Below are 23795 nucleotides of genomic sequence, written 5' to 3'. Positions count from 1 at the left end.
CGGCGCTGCCGTTCGCCCGAGAGGCACAATGCCCCGGATCACTGATGTGATCCGGGGCATTGTGCCTCTCTCCAGCCGCTTATGCGTCTATGAGATACCTGCTGTAGGCGGGCACGGTGAGGAAAGTGGGGAACTGATCGCCGAGTGCGACGTCCGAGAACAGGTCAACCGCGTCCTCGAAGCGGTCACCCTCGCGCCGGTCGAATCCGGCCACGGCCTCGGCGACCAGCTCGGCCACCCACGAAGCCGTGATGCGGGTGCCCTCTGCGGTGCGCTGATCCTGATGGATCCACTGCCAGATCTGCGAGCGGCTGATCTCGGCTGTGGCGGCATCCTCCATGAGATTGTCGATCGCGACAGCACCGTGGCCGCGCAGCCAGGCCTCGATGTAGCGCAGGCCGATCGACACGTTCTCGCGCACGCCAGCCTCGGTGATGTCGCGGCCGATGTGCACATCGAGCAGCTGAGCGGCCGTCACGTTGACGTCTTCACGCTGGCGGTCGACCTGGTTGGGGCGATCGCCCAGCACCGCGTCGAACTCTGCCTGCGCCACCCCGATGAGGTCGGGGTGAGCGACCCAAGTGCCGTCGAAACCGTCGGCGGCCTCGCGGCTCTTGTCGGCACGCACCTTCTCCTCGGCGCGGGCCGTGACCTCGGGGTCGCGGCGGTTCGGGATGAATGCGCTCATGCCGCCGATGGCGTGCGCGCCGCGCTTGTGGCACGTCTTCACGAGCAGTTCGGTGTAGGCGCGCATGAAGGGCACCGTCATGGTGACCTCACTGCGATCCGGCATCACGAACCGGGCGCCGCGGCCACGGTAGTTCTTGATGATCGAGAAAATGTAGTCCCAGCGGCCCGCGTTGAGTCCCGCGATGTGGTCGCGCATGACGTAGAGGATCTCTTCCATCTCGAACGCGGCGGGCAGGGTCTCGATGAGCACCGTCGCACGGATCGTACCGTGCGCGAGGCCGAGGGCCTGTTCGGTGTAGGTGAAGATGTCGTCCCACAGCTTGGCTTCTTCGCTCGACTCGATCTTGGCGATGTAGAAGTAAGGGCCGCGGCCGCGTGCGACGAGTTCGCGGGCGTTGTGGAACGCGTAGAGGCCGAAATCGACGAGGCTGGCGGAGGCCGCGCCGGCCTGCCCCTGCGCATCGACGAAGCGCAGGTGCTTCTCAACGAGGTGCCAGCCGCGGGGGCGCATCACGATCGTTGGCGTGTGCTCAGCAGTGACTCGGTACTGTTTGCCCTCGGGGCTCGTGTACTCGAGCTGCTCGCGAATTGCGTCAAACAAGGACAGTTGGCCGCCGATGACATTCGTCCAGGTCGGGCTCGTGGCATCCTCCTGGTCGGCAAGCCACACGCGGGCACCCGAGTTGAGGGCGTTGATGGTCATCTTGGGGTCGGTCGGGCCGGTAATCTCGACGCGGCGGTCCTCGAGGCCGGGGCCGGGGCCGGCTACGCGCCAGTTCGCATCTTCGCGAATGTGGCGGGTGTCGGCGCGAAACTTGGGGTCGCGGCCATTGCCGATCTCGTAGCGGCGGCGCTGACGATCGGCAAGGCGCTCATGGCGCGTGGTGGCAAAGCGACTGTGCAGCTCGGTGAGGAACGCGAGCGCCTCGGGGGTGAGGATCTCGTCGCTGCGATGGAACGGCCGTCCGAGAATCTCGATGCTCGGGCTCGGGGCTGGGGCGGCGAATCGGGTGGACTGCGGGGCCGCCTGCGTCATGGTCATGATGTCTTCCTTTGGGTGTGATGCGAAACGTGTGGGGTGAATGTTGCGGTGTAGTTCCATGATGGGGGAGGAACAGGGCGCCCCACGCGCCAAATTGGGGGTGAAGATTCGCGATATTTCTACTTGTCAGAAAAACGAGGACCTGGCAGCATGGAGGCATGACAGCGCTAACCGGGGTGTACGAGCCAGTGACGAGTGACGCGGGCGATGCATTGACGCTGGGGCGGCGGGTCCGCGAGCGCCGCACCAAGCTCGGAATGACCCTCGAACAGCTCGCAGCGGCGGTGGATCGCGCGCCCTCGCAGCTCTCGGGGATCGAGAACGGCAAGCGCGAGCCGAGGTTGCCGCTCCTGCGCGCGATCGCGTTGGCGCTCGGCTCAACCGTGGACGAACTGCTCGTCGAGGAGGCCCCGAGCGAGCGAGCCGCGCTCGAGATCGCCGTCGAGCGGGCACAGCGCGGCGCAGTGTTCAGGTCGCTGGGGCTCGCCCCCATCCGCGTGTCCAAGGCCACCAGCGACGAAACACTGCAGGCGCTGCACGGGCTGCACCAGGAGGTCGAGCGATTGCACCGCGAGCGGGCCGCGACCCCCGAGGAAGCGCGGCGGGCCAACACCGAACTGCGCGGCGAGATGCGGGTCGTGGGCAACTACTATCCGGATCTCGAGCGAGCAGCCCAGGGGCTGCTGGGGACGGTCGGGTACGCGGGTGGGCCCGTCTCCCAGCAGGCAATCTCAAACATCGCCGCCAAACTCGGATTCAGCCTGCACTACGTGTCGGATATTCCACACTCCACGCGCTCGGTGATTGACCGCAGGAATGGGCGCATCTACCTGGGGGCGAACCTGCCGTCGCGTGATGCTCGGGCGCCGGTGCTGCGGGCGATCGCGAGCGTGGTGTGCGGGCACGAGGAGCCGCGCAACTACGGTGAGTTTCTGCGCCAGCGAGTGGAAGCAAACTATCTTGCTGGAGCAGTGCTGCTGCCTGAGGACGCGGCCGCCGACCATCTGCGCACGGCCAAGAGCGAGCGCCACATTTCGATGGAGGATCTGCGCGACGCGTTTGGTGTGTCGTACGAGATGGCCGCTCACCGGTTCACAAACCTCGCCACCGAAAAGCTCGACCTGCGGGTGCACTTCATGAAGGCCCACGAGTCAGGCACCCTCATTAAGGCGTACGAAAACGATGGCGTACGGTTTCCATCTGATGCGCTTGGCAACTTCGAGGGAGCCTACGTCTGCCGTAACTGGACCGCGCGCACCGTGTTCGACCAGCCCGACCGGTTTAACCCCTGGTACCAGTACACCGACATGGCTGCGGGCGGCACCTACTGGTGCACGTCCCGCGTTGAGAAGGCCAAGGAGGGGCTGTACTCGGTGAGTGTGGGCGTAAAATTCGAGGACGTGAGGTGGTTCCGCGGCCGCGAGACCCCCAACCGCACGAGCTCGAACTGCCCCGACGACCGCTGCTGCCGGCGCGCATCAGGAGACCTCACCCGCAAGTGGGAGGCCTCCGCGTGGCCCGAGGCCTCGACCCCCACGAGCCTGCTGGCGGCGCTTCCTACGGGCACCTTCCCCGGCGTGGACACCAACGAGGTGTATGCCTTCTTGGAACGTCACGAGTCGGAATGGTGACACCGCCACGCGCGGCCCCATTTTCTCAGCCCGAATCCGGGGCACGAGGTGCATAAGCGCAGCCCGCTGCGATAGCGTAGAAGAACATCAAGGGCGCAAGCCCAACCGTCACGAGTTTGGAAGTGAGTGGGACATGAACGCTGAATTTCATCCCCGGCGATCCGACCACACTGAGGCGCGCGCTACCCAGCAGTTTCGCGATGACCTGGGTGCCATGATCCGATCCCACGCGACGGATCTTTCGGTAGACGAACGGGAAGCCGTTGAGTCGCTGCCCTCGGGTGCGGCACTGCTAGTCGTGCGGCGCGGACCCGATTTGGGAGCGAGATTTCTGCTCGACCGCGATCTCACGATCGCTGGCCGCCACCCCGCAGTCGACATCTTTCTGGACGACGTCACCGTGTCGCGCCGCCACTCAGAGTTTCGCCGCAACGGCACGACGTTCTCAGTGGTAGATCGCGGGTCATTGAACGGCACCTTCTGCAATGGTTCGCGCATCGACGGTGAGCTCGAGCTCACCGACGGCGCAGAGGTGCAGATTGGCAAGTACCGCTTCACCTTCTTCGCCTCGCGGTTCGATCTCGAGAGCGTCTAGGGTGGCTTCACCCCAACCCGCGAGGTCGTCGCGTGAGCTGCTGAGCATCGGCCAGGTGCTCTCCCTGCTCCACGACGACTTTTCGGATCTCACCCCGTCCAAGCTGCGCTTCCTCGAAGAGCAGGGGCTTGTCACGCCCGAGCGCACGAAGTCGGGTTATCGCAAGTTCGCACAGTCACACATTGAGCGCCTGCGCATGATCCTGTCGCTGCAGCGCGATCACTACCTGCCGCTCAAGGTCATCGCGGAGGTGCTCGAGGAGGTCGACGCGGGCCGCGACCCCGTGATTCCCGGGGCCGCTCCGCGCAGCGTCTCCAGCATCTTCACGCCGCGTCGGGTACTGAGCGGCGAGGAGCTGTGCCGGATCACGGGCGCCTCCAAACGATTCTTGGGCGAGACCATTGCGGCGGGACTCATGCCCGCCGCTGAGGTGTTTCCTCGCGACGCAGCACCGCAGCTCACGTCGCTTCTGCATCTCGCCGAGTGCGGCATCACCCCGCAGCATCTGCGGGCGCTGCGGGTTGCGGCCGAGCGCGAGGCCGAGCTCATTGCTCACGCGGTCACGAGCCGCGGCGTGAAAAGCGCGACCCCGCGCGGTGTCGAAGACTCTCTCGAGCTCGCCGCGCATCTCGACACGGTGCGCTCCGGCGTGTTGCGCCGCCGGTTCGGCGCGAGCTAATCGGCAGCCAAACCGCACCAACTCAACGCTCTCCCGCGGCCGTTCGCCGACACGCACAAACTGGGGTGCGGAGGTCGTTGCCTCGGGGGTGTCTGGTGGGTAGCGTTGTGTGAGTTCGGGGCCACCGTGGTGTCGACGAGGGAAAGGGACGTGATGGAGAACTCTGAGCCGCGCGATACGCACGCGCAGCCAAGCTCGATCGCACCTGATCTGCTCTTTGACGACGGACTGCCCCGCCCCAACGCGAACGGTTACAAGGGCAACACCGCTGCCCGCGCCGCCGGAATTAGCTATCGCCAGCTCGATTACTGGGCACGCACGGGGCTCGTCGAGCCCACCGTGCGCAGTGCCCAGGGATCCGGATCACAGCGACTCTACGGGTTTCGCGACATCCTCGTGCTGAAGCTCGTCAAACGCCTGCTGGACACGGGAATCTCGCTGCAGCAGATTCGCACCGCTATCGCGCAGCTGCACGAGGCTGGCGTGCACGATCTGTCACAGACGACGCTGATGAGCGACGGGGCAAGCGTGTACCTGTGCACGTCGAGCGACGAGGTGATCGACCTGGTCAGCCGCGGGCAGGGCGTGTTCGGCATCGCCGTGGGTAAGGTGCTGCGCGAGGTCGAGTCGTCGCTCATCGATATGGACGAGCACCGCGAGGTGGGCGAATCGATCAGCCACGTGGACGAGTTGGCGCACCGCCGCACGAGCAAGAAGAAAACGTCCTAGGCCTTTCGCCTTTCGCGGCTTCAGCCACACACAGAAATGCCCCGCCTCTCTCTCGGAGAAGCGGGGCATTTCTGTGTGTGCAGTGCTGTGTTTAGCGGTCGGTATTCATGTTTGCCGAGCGCAGCACACGGTCGAGGATCGTGTCAAAGTTGGCGGCCATCTCCTGCGAGGCCTCGCCGGGCCACATGTGCACGGGCTTCGCGGCACCGGTGGCCTGCTGCAGCGAGGTGCGCTCGGGCAGCTGGGGGTTGAGCACGAGCGGTCCAAACATCTCGCGCAGCTCACGAATGCGGAACTGGTGCTCAGGCGACTGGGGCTGGGTGCGGTTGATCAGAATGCCCAGTGGCTGGAGGCGGGGGCTGACTCCGCGGCGAATCTCCTCGATGGCGCGCAGTGCACGGTCCGTTGCGGCGACCGCGAACAGGCTGGGCTCGGCGACGACCAGTACTCGGTCGCTCGCGGCCCAGGCGGTGCGGGTCAGTGCATTCAGAGAGGGGGCGCAATCGATGAGCACGAGGTCATACTCGGTCTCGAGGATCGCGAGCGCTTCCTCAAGCTTCCAGATGTCGCGCGTCGACGGGTGCGGGCCGTCAAAGTTGATGGAGGAGGGGCTGCCGACCATGAGGTCGATGACGCCGCCCTCGTGGTAGTCGTTCCAGCCGCTGTGTGCGATTGCGGCGCGCACAGTCTTCTCCTTGGGGCTCTCCAAAACGTCTGCGACGTTGGCAAAACCCTCGGGATTGACGGCTAGGCCGGTCGACACGTCGGACTGCGGGTCGAAGTCAACGACCAGGGTTCGAAGGCCGCGTGAAAACGCAGCGGACGCAAGGCCGAGCGTCACAGTGGTTTTGCCGACGCCGCCCTTAAGGGAGCTCACACTCAATACATGCACGTCATGAGTGTAGTCGATTCGCCCCGCCAAAGAGCTGCAGAATCTGCGGCGTGGCATGCCTCGGGTGAAAAGATGCCGCAGGGATCGCCGTACATGTCGGTGGATCTGCGCGGAACATGTATCTTGATATCGAACAAGTTCACTGGCCTGGGCAGCCGAAGACGAAGAAGTAAAACAGAGGAGTTTTTCGCATGTTCAAGAAGGTACTTGTTGCGAACCGGGGCGAGATCGCTATCCGCGCATTCCGCGCGGCTCACGAACTTGGCGCGCTCACGGTGGCCGTGTTCCCCTACGAAGACCGAAACTCGCTGCACCGGCTGAAGGCCGACGAGGCGTACCTCATCGGCGAGGTGGGGCACCCCGTGCGTGCCTACCTCAGCGTTGACGAGATTGTTCGCGTCGCACAGGAGTCCGGCGCAGACGCGATTTACCCCGGCTACGGTTTCCTTTCTGAGAACCCCGAGCTCGCTGCCGCCGCAGATGCCGCGGGGATCCGGTTCATTGGCCCCGGCCGCCTCGCGCTCGAGATGGCGGGCAACAAGGTCGCCGCGAAGCAGCACGCGATTGCTGCCGGCGTTCCCGTGCTGCAGTCGACACCCCCGTCGACCGACCTCGACGCGCTGATCGCGGGCGCCGCGGAGATTGGGTACCCGCTGTTCGCGAAGGCAGTCGCCGGCGGCGGCGGTCGCGGCATGCGCCGCGTGGAGCGTGCCGAGGATCTGCGCGAGGCGCTCGTGTCGGCGATGCACGAGGCCGAGAACGCGTTTGGTGACGCCACCATGTTCATCGAACAGGCCGTGCTGCGCCCGCGCCACATCGAGGTGCAGGTGCTCGCCGATAAGACGGGTGCCACCGTGCACCTGTTCGAGCGCGACTGCTCGGTGCAGCGTCGCCACCAGAAGGTCGTGGAGATTGCACCCGCCCCCAACCTCGACCAGGCCACGCGCGACGCACTCACGCGCGACGCCGTCGCATTCGCGAAGTCGATTGGCTACGAGAACGCCGGCACCGTCGAGTTTCTCCTCGACACCGAGGGTGAGCGCAAAGGCCAGCACGTCTTCATCGAGATGAACCCGCGCATCCAGGTAGAGCACACGGTCACCGAAGAGGTCACCGACATCGACCTCGTGCGCGCACAGATGCTCATCGCATCGGGCTCCACACTCGCAGAGCTCGAGCTCACGCAAGATCGCATCCAGCTGCGCGGTGTCGCGCTGCAGTGCCGCATCACGACGGAGGACCCCGCCAACGGGTTCCGCCCCGACCTGGGCCGGATCACGGCATATCGTTCGCCGGGCGGCGGCGGCGTGCGCCTCGACGGCGGCACGATCGACGTGGGTGCGCAGATCAGTCCCCACTTCGATTCGATGCTCGCGAAGCTCACCTGCCGAGGCCGCACCTTTGGTGATGCCGTGGCGCGCGAATTGCGTGCGCTCGCCGAGTTCCGCATCCGCGGCGTCTCCACGAACATCCCGTTTCTGCAGGCCGTGCTCGCCGATCCGGCTTTCCAAGCCGGTGACGTATCGACCGCGTTCATCGAGGAGCGCCCCGAGCTGCTCGCGATGAACAAGCCCAAGGATCGCGCAACCCGCATGCTGCAGCACGTCGCGAATGTGACGGTGAACCAGCCCAACGGCGTACGCCCGGTGCACATCGATCCGGCGTCGAAGCTGCCCCAGATTGACCTGGCTGCCGCTGCCCCCGCGGGCGCCCGTCAGCAGCTCCTCGAACTAGGCCCCGAAGGCTACGCGCAGGCGCTGCGCAAGCAGCGTGCGCTCGCCGTCACCGAGACCACGTTCCGTGACGCGCATCAGTCGCTCCTCGCGACGCGCGTGCGCACCCGGGACCTCGCCCGCGTTGCACCGTACGTGGCGCGTATGACGCCCGAGCTGTGGTCGGTGGAGGCCTGGGGTGGCGCGACGTACGATGTCGCGCTGCGATTCCTGGGGGAGGACCCGTGGGAGCGACTCGCCACGCTGCGCGAGGCCATGCCGAACATTCCGATCCAGATGCTGCTGCGCGGCCAGAACACCGTCGGGTACACCCCGTACCCGGCGAGTGTGGCGCGCGGCTTCGTCGCCGAGGCAGCGCAGACCGGTGTCGACGTGTTCCGCATCTTTGACGCGCTCAATGACGTCAACCAGATGCGCGTCGCGATCGACGCGGTGCGCGAAACCGGTACGGCGGTCGCCGAGGTCGCGATGGCCTACACGGGCAACCTCGCCAGCCCGGCCGAGACGAAGTACACACTCGACTACTACCTGCGCCTCGCCGACGAGATCGTCGAGGCTGGCGCGCACGTGCTCGCGATTAAGGACATGGCAGGGCTGCTGCGCCCGCAGGCCGCCGCGACGCTCGTGACCGCGCTGCGTGAACGATTCGATCTGCCGGTGCACTTGCACACGCACGACACCCCGGGTGGCCAGCTCGCAACCCTGCTCGCGGCTTCGAACGCGGGCGTCGACGCCGTCGATGTCGCCTCGGCCCCGATGTCGGGCACGACGAGCCAGCCGTCGATGTCGGCGCTCGTGGCGGCACTCGCCGACACCGATCGCGACACGGGCATCTCGCAGGACGCCGTGTTTGCGCTCGAGCCGTACTGGGACGCGGTGCGGTCGCTGTACAAGCCCTTCGAATCGGGCCTGCCGTCGCCCACGGGGCGCGTGTACACGCACGAGATCCCCGGCGGCCAGCTGTCCAACCTGCGCCAGCAGGCGATCGCGCTGGGACTGTCGGAGAACTTCGAGAAGATCGAGGACATGTACGCGGCGGCCGACCGGATCCTCGGACGTATTCCCAAGGTGACGCCGTCCTCCAAGGTCGTGGGCGACCTGGCCCTGCACCTCGCCGCCGTTGACGCCGACCCGGCCGACTTCGAGGCGAACCCGGGCAGCTATGACGTGCCTGATTCGGTCGTCGGCTTCCTCGCGGGCGAGCTCGGCGAGATTCCGGGCGGCTGGCCCGAGCCGTTCCGCTCCAAGGTCCTCGCGGGGCGGCAAGTGAACCGTGAGGTGGCGCCGGTAAGTACCGCAGACGAGGCGCTGCTGCTCGCACCGGGCGCGACGCGCCAGGCCACGCTGAACCGTCTGCTGTTCCCCGGCCCCACGGCCCAGTTCGACGAGGTCCGCGAGAAGTACGGCGACCTCTCGGTACTCGACACGGCGGACTACCTGTACGGCCTCGAGCCGGGCACGGAGCGCATCTTCGAGCTGGCGCGGGGCGTGAGCCTGTACGTGGGCCTCGAAGCCATCGGTGCCGCCGACGACAAGGGTGTGCGCACAGTCATGGTGCGCATGAACGGTCAGCTGCGGCAGGTCTACGTAAAGGACGACTCGGCCGCGGTGCAGACGCCCGCGGCCGAAAAGGCCGACCGCACCTTGCCCGGCCACACGGCGGCCCCGTTCTCGGGCACCGTAACGGTGAACGTCTCGGTGGGCGACGAGGTCGAGGTCGGTCAGCCGATCGCGACGATCGAGGCGATGAAGATGGAGGCCGCGATCACCTCGCAGGTGGCTGGCACGATCGAACGCCTCGTGTTCACGGGCACCCGTGGCCTCGAATCGGGCGATCTCATCGCGGTGATCGGCTAGGCGCTAAGCTCGGAAGCTATGGCGATTCGAGATATTCGACTGTTCGGTGATCCGGTGCTGCGCACAGCGTGCGAGCCGATCGAAACCATCGATGATGGAGTGCGCGCCCTCGTGGCCGACCTGTGCGACACCGTCGCATTTGACGGCCGCGCGGGGCTCGCCTCCACGCAGATTGGGTACCACCAGCGGGCGTTTAGCCTGCACATTGACGGCGAGGTGAGCTACGTGCTCAACCCCGAGATCGTCGAGCTTGCGGGGGAGCCCGTGCCCACGGGCGAGGGCTGCCTGTCGGTGCCCGACCTGTGGTTCGACGTCTTGCGGTACCCGCGAGCGACCGTACGCGGCATCGATCTCGATGGCCGTGAGGTCGTGATCTCCGGATCGGGCCTGCTGGCGCAGGCCCTGCAGCACGAATGCGATCACCTCGACGGCAAGCTCTACATCTCAAGGCTCGACCGCGAGGCGCGTGGCGAGGCGATGCGCCAGATCCGCACCTCGACCTGGTTCTAGCGAGAAGGCGCCCGCAGGCCCCGCGGCCGGGGGATAACCCCCGGCCGGATTCGGGGGGTCTGCGGGCTTTCTTGCTCCCACGCCGGCCGAAAGAATTGAAGCATGAACGAAGTCTCTTCACGCCCGTCGCTGATCGTTGACCTGTGGCGACGCATGCCCGGGGAACTGGGATACCTGTTACTCGGGCTGCCGATCGCGATGGCGGGCATGACCGTGTTCATCACGCTTGTGGCACTCGGCGTCTCGCTTGTAGTGTTTACCGTCGGCCTCTTCGTGCTCGTCGGCGCGCTACTCGCGGCCCGCGCATTCGGGCGGTTGGAACGCGAACGGCTGCGGCGCGCGGGTCGGCCCGCGATCGCCTCGCCGGTGTGGCCCGTGCCCGACCCCGCGCGGGGGTTCATCTCTCGCACGCTCACGCCGCTGCGCGACGGCGCGTCGTAGCGGTACTTGCTGCACGCGGGGCTCGTGCAGCCCGTGCTCGCCATCGTGAGTTGGAGTGTGGCGCTGACCTGGGCCGTGCTGGGACTCAGTGGCACCACGTACTGGTTCTGGATCCGCTTCATTCCGATGACGGGTGAGAACATCTTGCTGCACCGCGTGATTCTTGACGCCTCGTTCCCCGGAAACACCTGGGTCATTGATCCCGTGGTCGGTGAGAACGTGCTGTACTTCGTGGTGGGCGTGGTCGCGCTCGTCACGCTGCCGCTGGTGACCCGCAGCCTGACCCTTGCGCACTGGGCCGCCGCGGCCGCGCTGCTCAGCCCAGGGCGCACCGCGCTGCTGCGCGAGGAGGTCGCGGCGCTCGCCGCGTCGCGCGGGGCTGCGGTGCAGGCCGAGGACCGGTCGCTGCGCAGGCTCGAGCGCGACATCCACGACGGCCCGCAGCAGCGGCTCGTCCGGCTGCAGATGGACCTTGCCGCGGCAGAGCGCCGACTCGAGCGTGACCCGCAGGCCGCGGGCGAGATGCTCGCAGAGGCGCGCACGCAGGCCCACGACGCGCTCGAGGAACTTCGTGCGCTGTCGCGCGGCTTCGCCCCGCCGATCCTGCAGGATCGCGGCCTGATCGCAGGCCTCACTTCGCTCGCCGAGCGCAGCCCCGTCCCGGTGATGCTCGACGTCACGATCGATGAGGGAAGGGAATTTGCGCCCGAGATTGAGCGCAGCACCTATTTTGTGGCAGCGGAGCTGCTCACGAACGCGGCGAAACACTCGGACGCGCAGACGGTCACAGTGCACCTCGAGGCGCCGAGCGACACCGAACTCGTGCTGCGCGTGCAGGACACGGGGAAAGGCGGGGCGGTGTTCCGTGACGGCCATGGGCTCGCGGGACTCGCCGAGCGACTGCACGGACTCGGCGGCACCTTAGAATTCGACAGCCCGGTGGGCGGGCCCACGACGGTCACCGCTCGCATTCCGCTGACAGCGGGGTAGCGTAGACGAGTGACTGCAGACATCGCATCTCCGCTCAGGCTCGTCATTGCCGAAGACTCGCTGCTTTTGCGCGAGGGACTCGTGCGGCTGTTTCAAGAAGCCGGGTGTGACGTCGTCGGCGTTTACGGCGACGCCATCTCGCTGCTCGACGAGCTTGACGCGACGCGGCCCGAGCTCGTCGTGTTCGACGTGCGTATGCCACCCACGTTTCGCGACGAGTGGGTGCAGGCCGCCCTCGAGCTGCGTCGGCGCGCCCCCTCCGTCGGGATACTGCTGCTGAGCCAGTACGTCGAGGGCAGCTACACGCGCGAGCTCGTGGCCGCGAGCCCCGGCGACGGTGTGACGGGCGGCCTGGGCTATCTACTCAAGGACCGGGTGGCCTTGCTTGCAGAGCTCGAGGATGCGGTGGCCCGGGTACGTGCGGGCGGCACCGTGCTCGACCCGCAGGTTGTGCGCGAGATGCTCACCCAGCGGGCCCACCCGCTGGCAACGCTCACCCCGCGCGAGCGCGAGGTTTTGGGTCTGATGGCCGAGGGGCGCACGAACACGGGCATCGCCGAGCGTCTGTTCGTCGGTACGGGGGCGGTGGAGAAGCACGTCACCTCGGTGTTTCAGAAGCTCGAGCTGCAGTACTCGGGTTCTGAGCACCGGCGCGTGCTCGCGGTACTCACCTACCTGCAGAACGCACGGTAACGCGCAGTAAAGCGGTGTCGTGCCCGATTCGCTCAGACGACTTCGGCGCTCGCCCCGGCGAACCCGTGAAATTGCGCCCACTGTGTAACCGGCTCAGTGAGATCTTCGGGTAGGAGCTCGCAGCCCGGCATCGGAGTCGCGACGATGCGGGCCGAGGTACCGTTGGAGCCGGAGCTGCGGGCTCGCTGCCATGTGCCGTGCACCACCCCACGCGATGCGGGGCCGCCAGCGACCACCGTGGCACGGAATACCCCGTTGCGGCCGGGTACGATGCGATCGAAGTGTGCGGGGTCCAGTTGCGGCGAGCGATCCGTATATCCCAGAAGATGCTCGTCGAACGCGGGGAGCAGCAGGCTGGAGCTGGGGACGGCGTCAGGGTCGGAACCCACGCCCACTGCGCCGCCCAAGAGTTCCCCGGCACACCAGTGCGGTGCGAGGGATCCTGCCACCGCGACCTGCTGGAGGGCTCCAGACTCAGCTGCGAGCGCCAACCCTCGCTTGCTGTCGCCCATCGTGAGGCCAGCCCACCAGGCCAAGTCTTTTGCCGTCACCGGGCCACGGGCGGCCGCGTACCGGGCCGCGAGCTCGCACAAGGCCTCGTCGCCGCTCAGCCGACGGGGTGCGCTGATCCAATCTTCGGCGCGCACAATGAGCGGCTCGCTCGAGGCAGTTTCGCGGGCGGCGCCTGCTTGCGACACCGGTCCCAGCACCGCGAGACCGTTCTGACACAGCCACCACACGAGATGATATCGCCAGCTGCTCTGCCACTCGATCCCAGCCGCCGTCCACGCGTCCGAAAGCTCCTCGCGGGTGAGTCTCGCGCCACCCGCGAGCGCGGTGAGCGACGCCTCGACGACGCGCTCAAGCGTAGCGTCATCGAGGCCCAGGAACTCTCGCCGCTTTGCCGCGCCGCGTAGCACCCGCGCCGAGGTGAGCTCCTGCATCCACCCGATGTCCTCCGCCGCGACCACGTGCACCGTGCCGCGCATTGGCCACGACCTTACGATCAACCCCTCGTCAAACGCCGCGTGGACGTCAGCGACACCCGTGCCGGGGGCTCGCACCCCGAGCGCCCAGCGGGACGACGGCCAATCCTGCCCTTGGAGTGCAAGCATGTGTCTCGTGACCGCGGCAATGCGCTGTGGTCCGCTGAACTGACCGGGATCCGGATCAGCAGTGGCTAACGCGCCCAGCCCGCTGGAGGCACCGGAGGCCTCACGGGAACGCGAAAGCAGCTGCGCACGCATGCGCAGCTGCAGGAGCTCGGATGGGGTGAGCGCGGTGGTCATGCGGCAAGTGTATGCGCCGACCCGAGCACCGCGCTCAACTCCGGGCCGGCTAGCCGATGACCGTGACGCCGAGCGCTGCCAGCGTGCCGAACACGGTACCCCAGAGAATGATCGAAATGACCTGCCACAGGATCACCGTGTTCTTTGACGCGCCAAAGGAGACCATGGCCGCCGACGTGATCTGGCTCGGCAGCAAGAGCTGACCCAGCAGGCTCACTCCGGGAACGCCCCAGCGGTCGAAGCGCTCGCGCAGCTTCTCGCGGCGCGGCGACAGCGGCTTCAGATCGCCCGCCTGGACAGCGCCTGCCCGGGCCTGGACCTTGGTGCGCACGCTGTGTGAACTCAGCACGAAGGCGAGCATCGAAAGGATATTGCCGACGATCGCGGCGCCCACCGCCACGATGGGGTTGATGCCGGCGATCACGCCGATGGCCGAGCCGAAGTAGGACTCGACAAATGGAATGGCCGAGATGAGCAGCACGCCGAACCACTGGAAGAACTCGGGGAGCGAAGTGGTGAAGTTCTGCAGTGCGTCAATCATGATGGGCCTTTCGATGGTGGGGCAGGTCGGGCGGAGTGCCGCGGTGATGATTCAAGTTTCTCGGGAATCAACCGGGCCGAGTAGTGCCGCAGTGTCATGACTCCGCGTGCGCTCACGCACTGAATTCTCGTGACATTTGTCACGGGTGTCGGTTTGGGAGGCTGGCCTAGACTGGGTGAAATGGCCAGCCCCTCTGCACATGAACGCTCTGCACCTGGAACCGTGTCGCCTGAATCCGCGGCACGCGAACCGCAAGCCGCCGGGCCCGACGCCGGGGTCAATGCGACCTGGGCGTTCACCCTCGGGTCGATCGTGTTCTTCTTCGTTGTGATCGACGCGCTGCTCGTGCTCGACCTGACGGCGGCGTACCGTGCCACGGGTAGCGCGGCAGCGTTGGTACTGGTGCTGGCAGTCCTCGTCGCGTCGGCGGTACAGATTCGATTTTGCTGGTTCCTTCGCCTGCAGGCCTCACCAGGAAACGCTTGGTTTGCCGCGCTCGTCGCCCCCGCGATGCTCGCCTGGGTCATCGGCTTCACGCAGCCCGCCTCGAGCCTGCTGGCGGCGATCCCGCTCTGGCTCGCTGGCTCACTCCTGACCTGTTTCGCCCCCAAGTCACGTCAGTGGCTGCTCATCGCGCTCGCCGCAGCGATCACGCTCGCCCCCATCGTGGTGCACTGGCCCGCGGGCTTCACCATTCCCGACAACATGTACGGCAGCAACCTGTGGCTGGTGGCGGTGTATTCGGCCGCAATGCCGTTCATGCTGCGTGCGAGCCTGTGGTGGTGGGGCGTGGTGACCCGGCTCGACGAGAGCCGGCGAGTCGCCGCAGAACTCGCGGTCGCGCAGGAGCGGCTGCGCTTCGCCTCCGACCTCCACGACATTCAAGGGCACCACCTGCAGGTCATCGCCCTCAAGTCCGAGCTCGCCGAACGCATGCTTGACCTCGACCCCGCGGCGGCTGCCGCGCAGGTCCACGAGATCCGGTTGATCGCCAAGCAGGCGCTCGAAGAGACCCGATCCCTCGTAGCCGGGCTGCGCGAGGTGGCGCTCGAGGACGAGCTCGAGAACGCCCGCGAGGTGCTCAGCCTCGCGGGCACCGAATGCACCCTGCAACTGGAGTCGGCACCGTCCGATGCGCGCGTGCAGCGCGCCCTGGCGCTCACGGTGCGCGAGGGCACCACGAACATCCTGCGTCACAGCAACGCCTCGCGCGCCGCGATAACGCTACGCCACACCAACGGTGCCTGCGAGCTCGAGCTCACGAACAACGGCGCCATGGGATCCGGATCAGCCACCGCCGGATCGGGCCTCGCCGGGTCGGGTCTCGCCGGGCTCACGAGCCGCGTCGAGGAGATTGGCGGCACGCTGAGCCACGAGTTACGGGCCGACGAATTTAGCCTGCGCGTGCGAGTTCCGGCCCGCGTGACGAACGTATCGACGCTCGGAGGAGTGAACGCATGAACGACCAGACGAGCAAGATTCGACTGCTCATTGCCGACGACGAACACCTGATTCGAGGGGCCCTCGAGGCGCTGCTCGGGCTCGAGCCCGACATCGAGGTGGTCGCGAGCGCAGACAATGGCGTGACCGCGGCAGAACTGGCGCGTGAGGTGCAGCCCGACATCTGCCTGCTCGACCTCGAGATGCCGCAGGCCGATGGGCTCGACGCAGCCAAAGCGATTCTTGAGCACGGTAGCCCGCGCATCATCATCGTGACGCGGCACGCACGCCCCGGGGTGCTGCGCCGTGCGCTCGCCGAGCAGGTCGCGGGCTTCGTACCGAAGTCGACCCCCGCTGGAGAGCTGGCGAACGTGATTCGCGACGTTGCCGCGGGTAAGCGCTACATTGACCCGGAGATCGCGGCGGCGGCGCTCACGGCAGAGCGTTGCCCGCTCACGGACCGAGAGCTCGACGCGCTGCGCTCGAGTAGGTCGACCAAGAGTGTGCAGGAGATCGCCGAGCAGCTGTTTCTCTCGCCCGGCACCGTGCGCAACTATCTATCGTCCGCCATGGCGAAGCTCGGGGCGAGCTCGCGGCACGAGGCCGCCGACCAGGCCTGGCAACAGGGGTGGATCTAGCGAGGTTCAGCTGGAGCTGGTGTCTGCTCAGCCGATGAGGCGGTACTTCCCGTCCGACTCGAAGATGCTCCCGTCACCGCGCGTGATCTTCACGCTTGTGCCGAGGTCCTCACCCGCGAGGAAACGCTGCTCGTAGGCCTGCGCCTTCGCAAGCAACTCCTCGAGCTCCGCCGGGGTGCCGCCAAACCGCGATGCGGATTTGAGGTCCGTGAGGGCGTAGAGAAACGCGCCAATGTACGCCGGGTCGACCTGCTCGCCACCCGGCACGAGGTCATAGATCGTGCCGTCGCGCTGCGCCTCCAGGTATCCGTCGGCCAGCTGTTGAAGTTCGACGGCAGGCCCTCCGGAGGCGGGGGAGTCGGGCACGAACTCACCGTCGGGCGGTAGCAGGCGAGACTCGGAGTCGTCTGGCGCGCCGGGGTCAGTCCCTGAACGAACCTCGCTCTGCCCGGCAGCCGCCGCCACGAGCAGTGGGGCCTGAACGGTCAGCCACAACAGCGAGCCGGCAAAGCCCAGCAGTAGCACAAAGGACAGCACGGCCCCCGCCACCGCGGTGGGAATAACCCATCGCGGGAGCGGGGAATGCGGGCCAGGCTGCTGCGGCATGCTCACCGGTTATGACGAGACGTTCGTCAGCTCGGTTTGCGGGTTATCGCCGTAGAGCTCGGCAATCTCGCTTGAGAAGTCGCGCAGGATGTTGGCGCGGCGAATGCTCATCTTCGGGGTGAGGTGGCCGTTGTCCTCGGTGAACTCGAGCGGCAGAATCACGAACTTGCGAATGGACTCTGCACGCGACACGTAGCGATTGCCCGCGTCGATCGCCGACTGCACCTCGGCGAGCACCTTCGGGTGGCTAGCTGCCTCCGACAACGACATCGTCGGGTCTTCGCCCGCGTTGTTCAGCCACACCGGCAGCATCTCGGGATCCAGGGTGATGAGCGCTGAAATAAATGGCTTCTGGTCACCGACCACGACAACCTGACCGATGATCGTGTTCGACCGAATTGGATCCTCGAGCGCGGCGGGGGCGACGTTCTTACCGCCCGCCGTCACGATGATCTCCTTCTTGCGGCCCGTGATCGTGAGGTAGCCGTCTGCGTCGAGCGAGCCGAGGTCGCCGGTCGCGAAGAAGCCGTCCTCGGTGAACGTCTCCTTGGTCGCCGCAGGGTTGTTCCAGTACTCCTTAAAGACGTCGATGCCCTTGACCTGGATCTCGCCGTCCTCTGCAATGCGCACGGTGTGACCGGGGAGCGCCGGTCCGACGGTGCCGATTTTAAACTTGTTGGGCAGGTTGACCGTGACCGGGGCGGTGGTCTCGGTGAGGCCATAGCCCTCGAGAATCTTGACGCCGAGGCTGCGGTAGAAATGACCGAGGTAGTGGCTCAGCGGCGCCGAGCCCGAAACGGCGTACTTCACGCGGCCGCCGAGCTTCTGGCGCAGCTTCGCGTAGACCAGCTTGTCAAAGATCTTGAACTGCAGGCCCAGCATGAACGGCACCTTGCCCGCGTCGAGCGCCTCGGAATGCGCGACCGCGACCTTTGCCGCCTTGCGGAAGATGTTGCCCTTGCCCTCCGCCTCGGTGCTTTGCTCAGCAGAGTTGTAGACCTTCTCGAACACGCGCGGCACAGCGAGCAGGAACGACGGATTGAACGACCCGAGCGCGGGCAGCAACTTCGAAGTGTCTCCTTGGTGGCCCACACGTACGCCCGAGTGCACCGCGAGAATCGAAATGAACCGCGCAAACACGTGTGCAAGCGTCACAAACAGCAGCGTCGATGCGCCGGGCTCCTGCACGACCTCGTCGAGCGCGGCCGCAGAGTTGCGCGACAGATCAACAAAGTTTGAGTGGGTGAGCACGCAGCCCTTGGGGCGACCGGTCGAACCCGAGGTGTAGATAATCGTGGCCATGTCGCTGCCGACCGCAATCGACCGGCGACGCTCGATCTCCTCGTCAGCAATACCGGCACCGCTCGTGCGAAGCTCCGCGAGTGCGCCAGTGTCGAGGCGCCATGCGAGCTCGATCGAAGCGACGTCGCCACGCACCTCCTCGAACCGTTTGGCGTGATCGGCGGTTTCAGTCATCATGGCGCGCGCACCCGAGTCTTCGAGGATCCAGTGGATCTGCATCGGTGACGAGGTTTCGTAGACGGGCACCATGACGGCCCCCGCATACAGCAGCGCGAAGTCCACGAGTGTCCACTCGAAGCGCGTGGTGCACATGAACGCGACGCGATCTCCCGGGGCGATCCCGGCCGCGGCGAAGCCCTTCGCGAGGGCTATGACGTCTCGGTGAAAGTCGGTCGCGCTCAGATCGCGCCAGCCGTCCCCCTCGGGAAGAGCAAAAAGTATGCGGTCTGGCGTCTTTGCCACCCGCTGTTCGAGCAGATCAGTGATGTTGTCGGCGGGGATCGCGGGGATCAGGATGGGAGTTTCTGACTGTTTCACGGCAGCTCCTTTGATACCTTCACAGGTCGTAGGCGTGCGGCGAAAGATGCCGCCCAGGTGTGGTTCCAGAGTATACGCACCGCCGCGCATACCGACGTTGCGACTCGGCTCGGCTATTCTGAGAATGACGAGAGGAAACCTCACCCCGTGCTCTACTGGATTTTCAAACACCTGATTATCGGGCCGCTCTTGAAGACGATCTATCGCCCCTGGGTGGAAGGTTCCGAGAACCTCCCCGCGACCGGGCCCGTGATTCTCGTTGGCAACCACCTTTCGGTGATTGACTCATTCTTTATGCCCGTAATGGTTGATCGGCGCGTCTATTTTCTCGCCAAGAGCGACTACTTCACCGGCAAAGGGGTGAAGGGGTGGCTCGTCAAGAACTTCATGCTGGGCGTGGGGCAGCTGCCCATCGACCGATCCGGCGGCAAGGCTTCTGAGGCCTCGCTCACCACGGGACTCTCGGTGCTCGATCGCGGCGACGTGCTCGGCATCTATCCCGAGGGTACGCGCAGCCCCGACGGGCAGCTCTATCGCGGCCGCACGGGCGTCGCCCGACTCGTGCTCGAGTCGGGCGCGACCGTCGTTCCCGTGGTTATGATCGACACGGAGAAAGCCATGCCGATCGGTGTCAAGATCCCGCGCATTCGCCGGATCGGCACGGTCATTGGCAAGCCACTCGATTTCAGCCGCTTCAGTGGCATGAGTGCAGACCGTTTCGTGCTGCGCAGCGTGACCGATGAAATCATGTTGGAAATTCAGAAGCTTAGCGGGCAAAAGTACGTCGACGTGTACGCGTCGAGCGTACGCGCACGCGGCTAATCTCCACAGCACAAGTAGTAAGCTGGATGAGGCGTGGCGAGTGATTGCCACGCCTTTTCCACAACGTAGAGGACGTAGATATGACGAGCCAAGCCACAAAGACTGCTGAACAGGTATTTGCCGAGCTTGATGCGTATCGCGTGCTCGACGCCAAGCAGCAGCCGAGTTGGCCGGATCAGGCAGCAGCGAGTGCCGCATCGGCTTCACTCGCAACGCAGCCCCCGCTCGTGTTCGCGGGCGAGGCTGACCAGTTGCGTGAGCGGCTTGCCGCCGCGGCACAGGGTAAGGCCTTTCTGCTGCAGGGCGGCGACTGCGCCGAGACCTTTGACGCCGCGACGGCCGACAAGATTCGCGACCGTGTGAAGACGATGCTGCAGATGGCGGTTGTGCTCACCTACGGTGCCTCGATGCCCGTCATCAAGGTGGGTCGCATGGCCGGCCAGTTCGCAAAGCCGCGCTCCAGCGACACGGAGACCCGTGAGGGCGTCACACTGCCCGCGTACCGTGGCGACATCGTCAACGGCTACGATTTCACGCCCGAGTCGCGCACTCCCAACCCCGAGCGCCTCGTGCAGGGCTACCACGTGTCGGCTTCGACGCTGAACCTCATTCGCGCGTTCACGCAGGGCGGCTTCGCTGACCTGCGCCAGGTGCACGAATGGAACAAGGGCTTCGTATCAAACCCCGCACGAAGCCGCTACGAGTCGCTTGCCGCCGAGATCGACCGCGCCCTCAAGTTCATGGATGCGTGCGGTGTCGATCACTCGGCGCTCACGCAGACCGAGTTCTACGTCAGCCACGAGGCGCTGCTGCTCGACTACGAGCGGCCCCTGACGCGCATCGACTCGCGTACCGGCAACCTGTACGACACCTCCGGCCACATGCTGTGGATCGGCGAGCGCACCCGCGACATCGACGGCGCACACGTTGAGTTCCTGTCGCACGTGCAGAACCCGATCGGGGTCAAGCTCGGGCCGACAACGAAGGTGGACGACGCGCTGCGTCTCATCGACAAGCTCGACCCCGAGCGCACGCCGGGCCGCCTGACCTTCATCACGCGCATGGGTGCTGGCAAGATCCGCGACGTGCTCCCGGGCCTGCTCGAGGGTGTGCGCGACGCGGGGGCGACCCCGCTGTGGGTCACCGACCCGATGCACGGCAACGGCATCACGACTGCCAACGGCTACAAGTCGCGTCGTTTCGACGACGTGATGGACGAGCTCATGGGCTTCTTCGAGGCGCACCGCGCGGTGGGCACGTTCCCCGGCGGCATCCACGTGGAGCTCACCGGTGACGATGTCACCGAGTGCCTCGGCGGCTCGGAGAACATTGACGAAGAGGCGCTGGAGAACCGCTACGAGTCGCTGTGTGACCCGCGCCTCAACCACATGCAGTCGCTCGAGCTGGCCTTCCAGGTCGCTCAGGAGCTCAAGCAGACGCGCTAGATCGTCTGCACCGGCTGGACGCGGCGAGGGGTGTGCCCCCGCCGCCCGCTTAAGAACGGGGTACCCCCGCGTGTCGCTTCGCGCCACGCGGCCCCGAAGCGCGGGCGGCAGGGGCACACCCCTCGCCGCTTTTGTGTTCCTCGGTGACAGGAGCCTACGGGTGGTGGCCGTGACGGGTGCGCCACGCTAGAGCGAGATGGTGCTCTTGACGCGAATCTCGGCGCCCGCGGGGAGCTCGGCGCCGGCCTCCGGGTCGGTGCCGGTCGCCTTCGCCAGGTTGCGTAGGGCATCGGGCACGAGGGTGGTTGGGGCGAAGCCCGCCGCCGCGAGCGCATCCATCGCCTCCTGCAAACCCATCCCTGCGACGTCCGGCACAGGGAACAGCTCGGGGCCGATCGACACGGTCAGCCCGACGGTGTCGCCGGGGCGCACCGGGTCGGTCGTGTACACGACCGCGATCACGCTGCCCTTGGGGATCTCGGGGTCGTGAGCCTCACCGATCTGTGCCTCGTCGACGATGAGCCCGGCGGACTTGAGTGTCGCCGTGGCCTTGCCCTGCTTCTGGCCGACCACATCGGGGAGTGCACCCGCCGAGACGACGAGGTCCACTGTGCCCTGTTCGGGGTACGTCTCACCGAGCGGTTCACCGTTCTCACCGAGGGCCGCGAGCACGAGGCCCGCCTCCTCGCTTGAGAAGCGTTCCTCTACCACCGAGCCGAAGGTGAAGCGAGCGCGCTCGATCTCGGTCTGAGCATCGTCCTGTGACAACCCGACCAGGGTGGGGACGCTCAACAACTCGGGCCCCGAGGATTCGCACAGCTGCACGGTAGTGCCCCGGTCGACCCGCGATCCGGCCTCGGGATCGGTATTCACCGCCAAACCCACCTCGATATCGAGGCTCGAGCACTGGGTGACCTCGCCCGTCAGATCCATGGCGCTCAGGGTGGTGAGGGCTTCCTCGATGCTCGCGCCGGCCACATCGGGCACCGTGGCCTGGGATCCGGGTCCCTGCCCAAACCACCAGCCCGCGCCAGCAGCCAAGGCGATCGCGACCACCGCGATCGCCGCGAGCCACAGGCCGCGTCGCTTGCGGCGGTGCGCGGCGTCGGCAGCGCGGTCGATGGGGGTCTCGGCGGCTTCGGACTCGCCAGCATCAAGCGTGGTGGTGTCACCGGGGCTTCCGGCGAGCGCATCGAGTTGAGCGTCGTCCAGCACCGCCGTCGAGGGGGTGAACCTCGTGGTTGCGGCGAGGCTGGGAAGCACCGTCGTGGCGGCGGGGGGCGCGATTGCCGTCGCCGTGCCGTCAATAATGGCGCGCACCTGCACGAGTGCGGCACCCGCGTCGAGGGGACGGTCCTCGGGGTCGCGCCGAGTCAGCCACCGCACAAAGTCATCGAGCTCGGGAGTGGACTCATCGCTCACGAGCGAGGGCACCGGCACATCGGAGTGCGCATGCTGGTAGGCGATCTGCATGGGCTGCTCGCCCGTGAACGGTTGCACCCCCGTGAGCATTTCGTACAGCATGATGCCGAACGCGTAGAGGTCGCTACGCGCGCCCGCGATGCCGCGCGTGACGAGCTCGGGGGAGAGATACGCAATCGTGCCGAGCAGCGCCTGCCCCGTTGTGGTGTTGGCACTCACCGACCGGGCCAGGCCGAAGTCGCCCAGCTTGATGCGCCCGTCGTCGGCAAGTAGTACGTTCTCGGGCTTCAGATCGCGGTGCACAATGCCCGCGTGATGTGCGGCCGACAGTCCCGCGAGAATTGCTTCACTGATTTCGAGCGTCTGCTCGCGCGTGAGCGAGTGCTGCTGCTTGAGGAGATCGCGCAGCGTGATGCTGGGCAGATACTCCATCACGAGATAGTTGCGATCGGCGTCGAAACCCTGGTCGAAGACATTCACCAGATTCGGGTGGGACAGCCGCGCCGCGCTGCGGGCCTCCTGATCGAAGCGGCGCCGAAAGTTTTCGTCGTCGGCGAGGTGCGCGTGCATGATCTTGACCGCGACGCGACGCTCCAACCGCAGGTCATTGGCGAGGTACACCATCGCCATGCCGCCACGGGCGATGCGCGACCGGATCGCGTAACGGCCGTCGAGCGTGTGCCCGATCATCGGGTCGGTAGGCGCTTGGGTCACCCCAAGAGTCTACGAAACAAACTTGACCTCGCGCCCGGCGCGCGCCGCAGCCCATCGGAATCGGACATTCTCAGCGGATCTTTTCGGCCTGCCGATTGCGCGGGTACGCCCGCCCTGGCAGAGTTGGGGGCGTGTCAGACAGCAACGCTTCAGAAACCGAAATGCTCACCATCGCCGATCTGGTGGAGCTCTTCGACGCTTCCCCCGGCCGAATCCACCGCCTGATCGAGGATCACTACCTCGCAGCGGTGCGCGTCAACGGCGTGCTCAGCGTCCCCGCTGTGTTCGTACAGGGCAACGAACCGCTGCCTGCCCTGCGCGGCACCATTCTGGTGCTGCTGGACGCGGGCCTCTCAGAAGAGCAGGCGTTCGACTGGATCATGAGCAACAACGAGGAACTCGGCGAACGCCCGATCGACTCACTGCTGCGCGGCCACAAGGCCGCCGTTCGCCGCGCCACCCAGGCTCTCGCCTTCTAGACTCCGCCGCGATCCGGATCACGCCCGGGCTCTGGAAAATTCCAGAGCCCGGGCGTTTTATGTTGCTGCGCGGTGTTT

General features: G+C 66.3%; 21 protein-coding genes. 14 read left to right on the top strand and 7 right to left on the bottom strand.

Annotated elements, in window-relative coordinates; translation table 11 throughout:
* Nucleotides 1-79 precede the first annotated feature (79 nt).
* The gene (aceB, locus tag C795_RS0114595) at nucleotides 80-1732 is read right to left on the bottom strand and encodes a malate synthase A (protein ID WP_017794492.1); all 1653 of its coding nucleotides are present in this window, start codon (nucleotides 1730-1732) and stop codon (nucleotides 80-82) included.
* 158 nt (nucleotides 1733-1890) lie between these two features.
* Here aceB and C795_RS0114590 point away from each other — a divergent pair, with 158 nt between their 5' ends.
* From C795_RS0114590 to C795_RS0114575, 4 genes are all read left to right on the top strand, one after another.
* On the top strand, nucleotides 1891-3363 hold the full coding sequence (locus tag C795_RS0114590) for an XRE family transcriptional regulator (protein WP_017794491.1): 1473 nt from the start codon (nucleotides 1891-1893) through the stop codon (nucleotides 3361-3363).
* A gap of 133 nt (nucleotides 3364-3496) precedes the next feature.
* Nucleotides 3497-3958: an FHA domain-containing protein gene (locus C795_RS0114585; RefSeq protein ID WP_017794490.1), complete on the top strand. Its 462-nt coding sequence runs from the start codon at nucleotides 3497-3499 to the stop codon at nucleotides 3956-3958.
* A gap of 1 nt (nucleotide 3959) precedes the next feature.
* Nucleotides 3960-4637 (top strand): transcriptional regulator FtsR, encoded by a 678-nt coding sequence (gene ftsR / locus C795_RS0114580; RefSeq protein ID WP_017794489.1) that lies wholly within the window; start codon nucleotides 3960-3962, stop codon nucleotides 4635-4637.
* A 153-nt stretch (nucleotides 4638-4790) separates the two neighbouring features.
* Entirely contained in the window at nucleotides 4791-5366 is a 576-nt protein-coding gene (locus C795_RS0114575) for a MerR family transcriptional regulator (protein ID WP_017794488.1), read from the top strand.
* Between the two features lie 91 nt (nucleotides 5367-5457).
* Here C795_RS0114575 and C795_RS0114570 read toward each other — a convergent pair whose 3' ends face one another.
* Nucleotides 5458-6258, bottom strand: coding sequence for a ParA family protein (locus C795_RS0114570; protein WP_026139719.1), 801 nt, complete (start codon nucleotides 6256-6258; stop codon nucleotides 5458-5460).
* 191 nt (nucleotides 6259-6449) lie between these two features.
* On the opposite strand from C795_RS0114570, the gene C795_RS0114565 reads away from it, so the two are divergent.
* From C795_RS0114565 to C795_RS0114550, 5 genes are all read left to right on the top strand, one after another.
* Nucleotides 6450-9848, top strand: coding sequence for a pyruvate carboxylase (locus C795_RS0114565; protein ID WP_017794486.1), 3399 nt, complete (start codon nucleotides 6450-6452; stop codon nucleotides 9846-9848).
* Between the two features lie 18 nt (nucleotides 9849-9866).
* Entirely contained in the window at nucleotides 9867-10358 is a 492-nt protein-coding gene (def, locus tag C795_RS0114560; protein ID WP_017794485.1) for a peptide deformylase, read from the top strand.
* 102 nt (nucleotides 10359-10460) lie between these two features.
* Nucleotides 10461-10799, top strand: coding sequence for a sensor domain-containing protein (locus tag C795_RS17635; protein WP_017794484.1), 339 nt, complete (start codon nucleotides 10461-10463; stop codon nucleotides 10797-10799).
* A gap of 6 nt (nucleotides 10800-10805) precedes the next feature.
* Nucleotides 10806-11789 carry a sensor histidine kinase gene (locus C795_RS16360; RefSeq protein ID WP_017794483.1) on the top strand — a complete coding sequence of 328 codons (984 nt, stop codon included), beginning with the start codon at nucleotides 10806-10808 and terminating at the stop codon, nucleotides 11787-11789.
* 9 nt (nucleotides 11790-11798) lie between these two features.
* On the top strand, nucleotides 11799-12482 hold the full coding sequence (locus tag C795_RS0114550; protein WP_017794482.1) for a LuxR C-terminal-related transcriptional regulator: 684 nt from the start codon (nucleotides 11799-11801) through the stop codon (nucleotides 12480-12482).
* Between the two features lie 32 nt (nucleotides 12483-12514).
* Here the strand turns inward: C795_RS0114550 and C795_RS0114545 are convergent, their stop codons facing one another.
* Both C795_RS0114545 and C795_RS0114540 read right to left on the bottom strand, forming a co-directional pair.
* Nucleotides 12515-13771, bottom strand: a complete 1257-nt coding sequence (locus tag C795_RS0114545) for a winged helix DNA-binding domain-containing protein (RefSeq protein WP_017794481.1) — start codon at nucleotides 13769-13771, stop codon at nucleotides 12515-12517.
* Between the two features lie 49 nt (nucleotides 13772-13820).
* Complete coding sequence (locus C795_RS0114540; protein WP_017794480.1) at nucleotides 13821-14312, bottom strand: hypothetical protein; 492 nt, start codon at nucleotides 14310-14312, stop codon at nucleotides 13821-13823.
* A 180-nt stretch (nucleotides 14313-14492) separates the two neighbouring features.
* Here C795_RS0114540 and C795_RS16205 point away from each other — a divergent pair, with 180 nt between their 5' ends.
* Nucleotides 14493-15773, top strand: coding sequence for a sensor histidine kinase (locus C795_RS16205; RefSeq protein WP_083879341.1), 1281 nt, complete (start codon nucleotides 14493-14495; stop codon nucleotides 15771-15773).
* A complete protein-coding gene (locus C795_RS0114530; protein WP_017794478.1) occupies nucleotides 15770-16390 on the top strand; it encodes a response regulator transcription factor in 621 nt (206 codons plus the stop codon). Before C795_RS16205 ends, C795_RS0114530 begins: the two co-directional genes overlap by 4 nt.
* Before the next feature lie 27 nt (nucleotides 16391-16417).
* Here the strand turns inward: C795_RS0114530 and C795_RS0114525 are convergent, their stop codons facing one another.
* Nucleotides 16418-16996 (bottom strand): hypothetical protein, encoded by a 579-nt coding sequence (locus C795_RS0114525; protein WP_017794477.1) that lies wholly within the window; start codon nucleotides 16994-16996, stop codon nucleotides 16418-16420.
* Between the two features lie 9 nt (nucleotides 16997-17005).
* Nucleotides 17006-18835 carry an AMP-dependent synthetase/ligase gene (locus C795_RS0114520; RefSeq protein WP_017794476.1) on the bottom strand — a complete coding sequence of 610 codons (1830 nt, stop codon included), beginning with the start codon at nucleotides 18833-18835 and terminating at the stop codon, nucleotides 17006-17008.
* 147 nt (nucleotides 18836-18982) lie between these two features.
* On the opposite strand from C795_RS0114520, the gene C795_RS0114515 reads away from it, so the two are divergent.
* Both C795_RS0114515 and C795_RS0114510 read left to right on the top strand, forming a co-directional pair.
* Nucleotides 18983-19657 carry a lysophospholipid acyltransferase family protein gene (locus C795_RS0114515; protein ID WP_017794475.1) on the top strand — a complete coding sequence of 225 codons (675 nt, stop codon included), beginning with the start codon at nucleotides 18983-18985 and terminating at the stop codon, nucleotides 19655-19657.
* 80 nt (nucleotides 19658-19737) lie between these two features.
* Complete coding sequence (locus C795_RS0114510; protein WP_017794474.1) at nucleotides 19738-21102, top strand: class II 3-deoxy-7-phosphoheptulonate synthase; 1365 nt, start codon at nucleotides 19738-19740, stop codon at nucleotides 21100-21102.
* A 186-nt stretch (nucleotides 21103-21288) separates the two neighbouring features.
* On the opposite strand, the gene pknB is transcribed toward C795_RS0114510, so the two are convergent.
* A complete protein-coding gene (gene pknB / locus C795_RS0114505; RefSeq protein WP_017794473.1) occupies nucleotides 21289-23214 on the bottom strand; it encodes a Stk1 family PASTA domain-containing Ser/Thr kinase in 1926 nt (641 codons plus the stop codon).
* A gap of 155 nt (nucleotides 23215-23369) precedes the next feature.
* Between pknB and C795_RS0114500 the strand changes: the two genes are divergently transcribed.
* Nucleotides 23370-23717 (top strand): Rv2175c family DNA-binding protein, encoded by a 348-nt coding sequence (locus C795_RS0114500; protein WP_017794472.1) that lies wholly within the window; start codon nucleotides 23370-23372, stop codon nucleotides 23715-23717.
* Nucleotides 23718-23795 lie beyond the last annotated feature (78 nt).

Origin of the sequence: Leucobacter salsicius M1-8, assembly GCF_000350525.1 — a bacterium.
GTDB classification, from domain to species: Bacteria; Actinomycetota; Actinomycetes; order Actinomycetales; family Microbacteriaceae; genus Leucobacter; species Leucobacter salsicius.
The sequence above is the reverse complement of the archived record's forward strand: the minus strand, read 5'-3'. Positions and strand labels throughout refer to the sequence as shown.

Excerpts from the sequence above, each read along its gene's own strand:
- aceB (WP_017794492.1), bottom strand. The coding sequence starts at position 1,732 with ATGACCATGACGCAGGCGGCCCCGCAGTCCACCCGATTCGCCGCCCCA.
- C795_RS0114590 (WP_017794491.1), top strand. The coding sequence starts at position 1,891 with ATGACAGCGCTAACCGGGGTGTACGAGCCAGTGACGAGTGACGCGGGC.
- C795_RS0114585 (WP_017794490.1), top strand. The coding sequence starts at position 3,497 with ATGAACGCTGAATTTCATCCCCGGCGATCCGACCACACTGAGGCGCGC.
- C795_RS0114575 (WP_017794488.1), top strand. The coding sequence starts at position 4,791 with ATGGAGAACTCTGAGCCGCGCGATACGCACGCGCAGCCAAGCTCGATC.
- C795_RS0114565 (WP_017794486.1), top strand. The coding sequence starts at position 6,450 with ATGTTCAAGAAGGTACTTGTTGCGAACCGGGGCGAGATCGCTATCCGC.
- def (WP_017794485.1), top strand. The coding sequence starts at position 9,867 with ATGGCGATTCGAGATATTCGACTGTTCGGTGATCCGGTGCTGCGCACA.
- C795_RS17635 (WP_017794484.1), top strand. The coding sequence starts at position 10,461 with ATGAACGAAGTCTCTTCACGCCCGTCGCTGATCGTTGACCTGTGGCGA.
- C795_RS0114545 (WP_017794481.1), bottom strand. The coding sequence starts at position 13,771 with ATGACCACCGCGCTCACCCCATCCGAGCTCCTGCAGCTGCGCATGCGT.
- C795_RS0114540 (WP_017794480.1), bottom strand. The coding sequence starts at position 14,312 with ATGATTGACGCACTGCAGAACTTCACCACTTCGCTCCCCGAGTTCTTC.
- C795_RS16205 (WP_083879341.1), top strand. The coding sequence starts at position 14,493 with ATGGCCAGCCCCTCTGCACATGAACGCTCTGCACCTGGAACCGTGTCG.
- C795_RS0114530 (WP_017794478.1), top strand. The coding sequence starts at position 15,770 with ATGAACGACCAGACGAGCAAGATTCGACTGCTCATTGCCGACGACGAA.
- C795_RS0114525 (WP_017794477.1), bottom strand. The coding sequence starts at position 16,996 with ATGCCGCAGCAGCCTGGCCCGCATTCCCCGCTCCCGCGATGGGTTATT.
- C795_RS0114510 (WP_017794474.1), top strand. The coding sequence starts at position 19,738 with ATGACGAGCCAAGCCACAAAGACTGCTGAACAGGTATTTGCCGAGCTT.
- pknB (WP_017794473.1), bottom strand. The coding sequence starts at position 23,214 with ATGATCGGGCACACGCTCGACGGCCGTTACGCGATCCGGTCGCGCATC.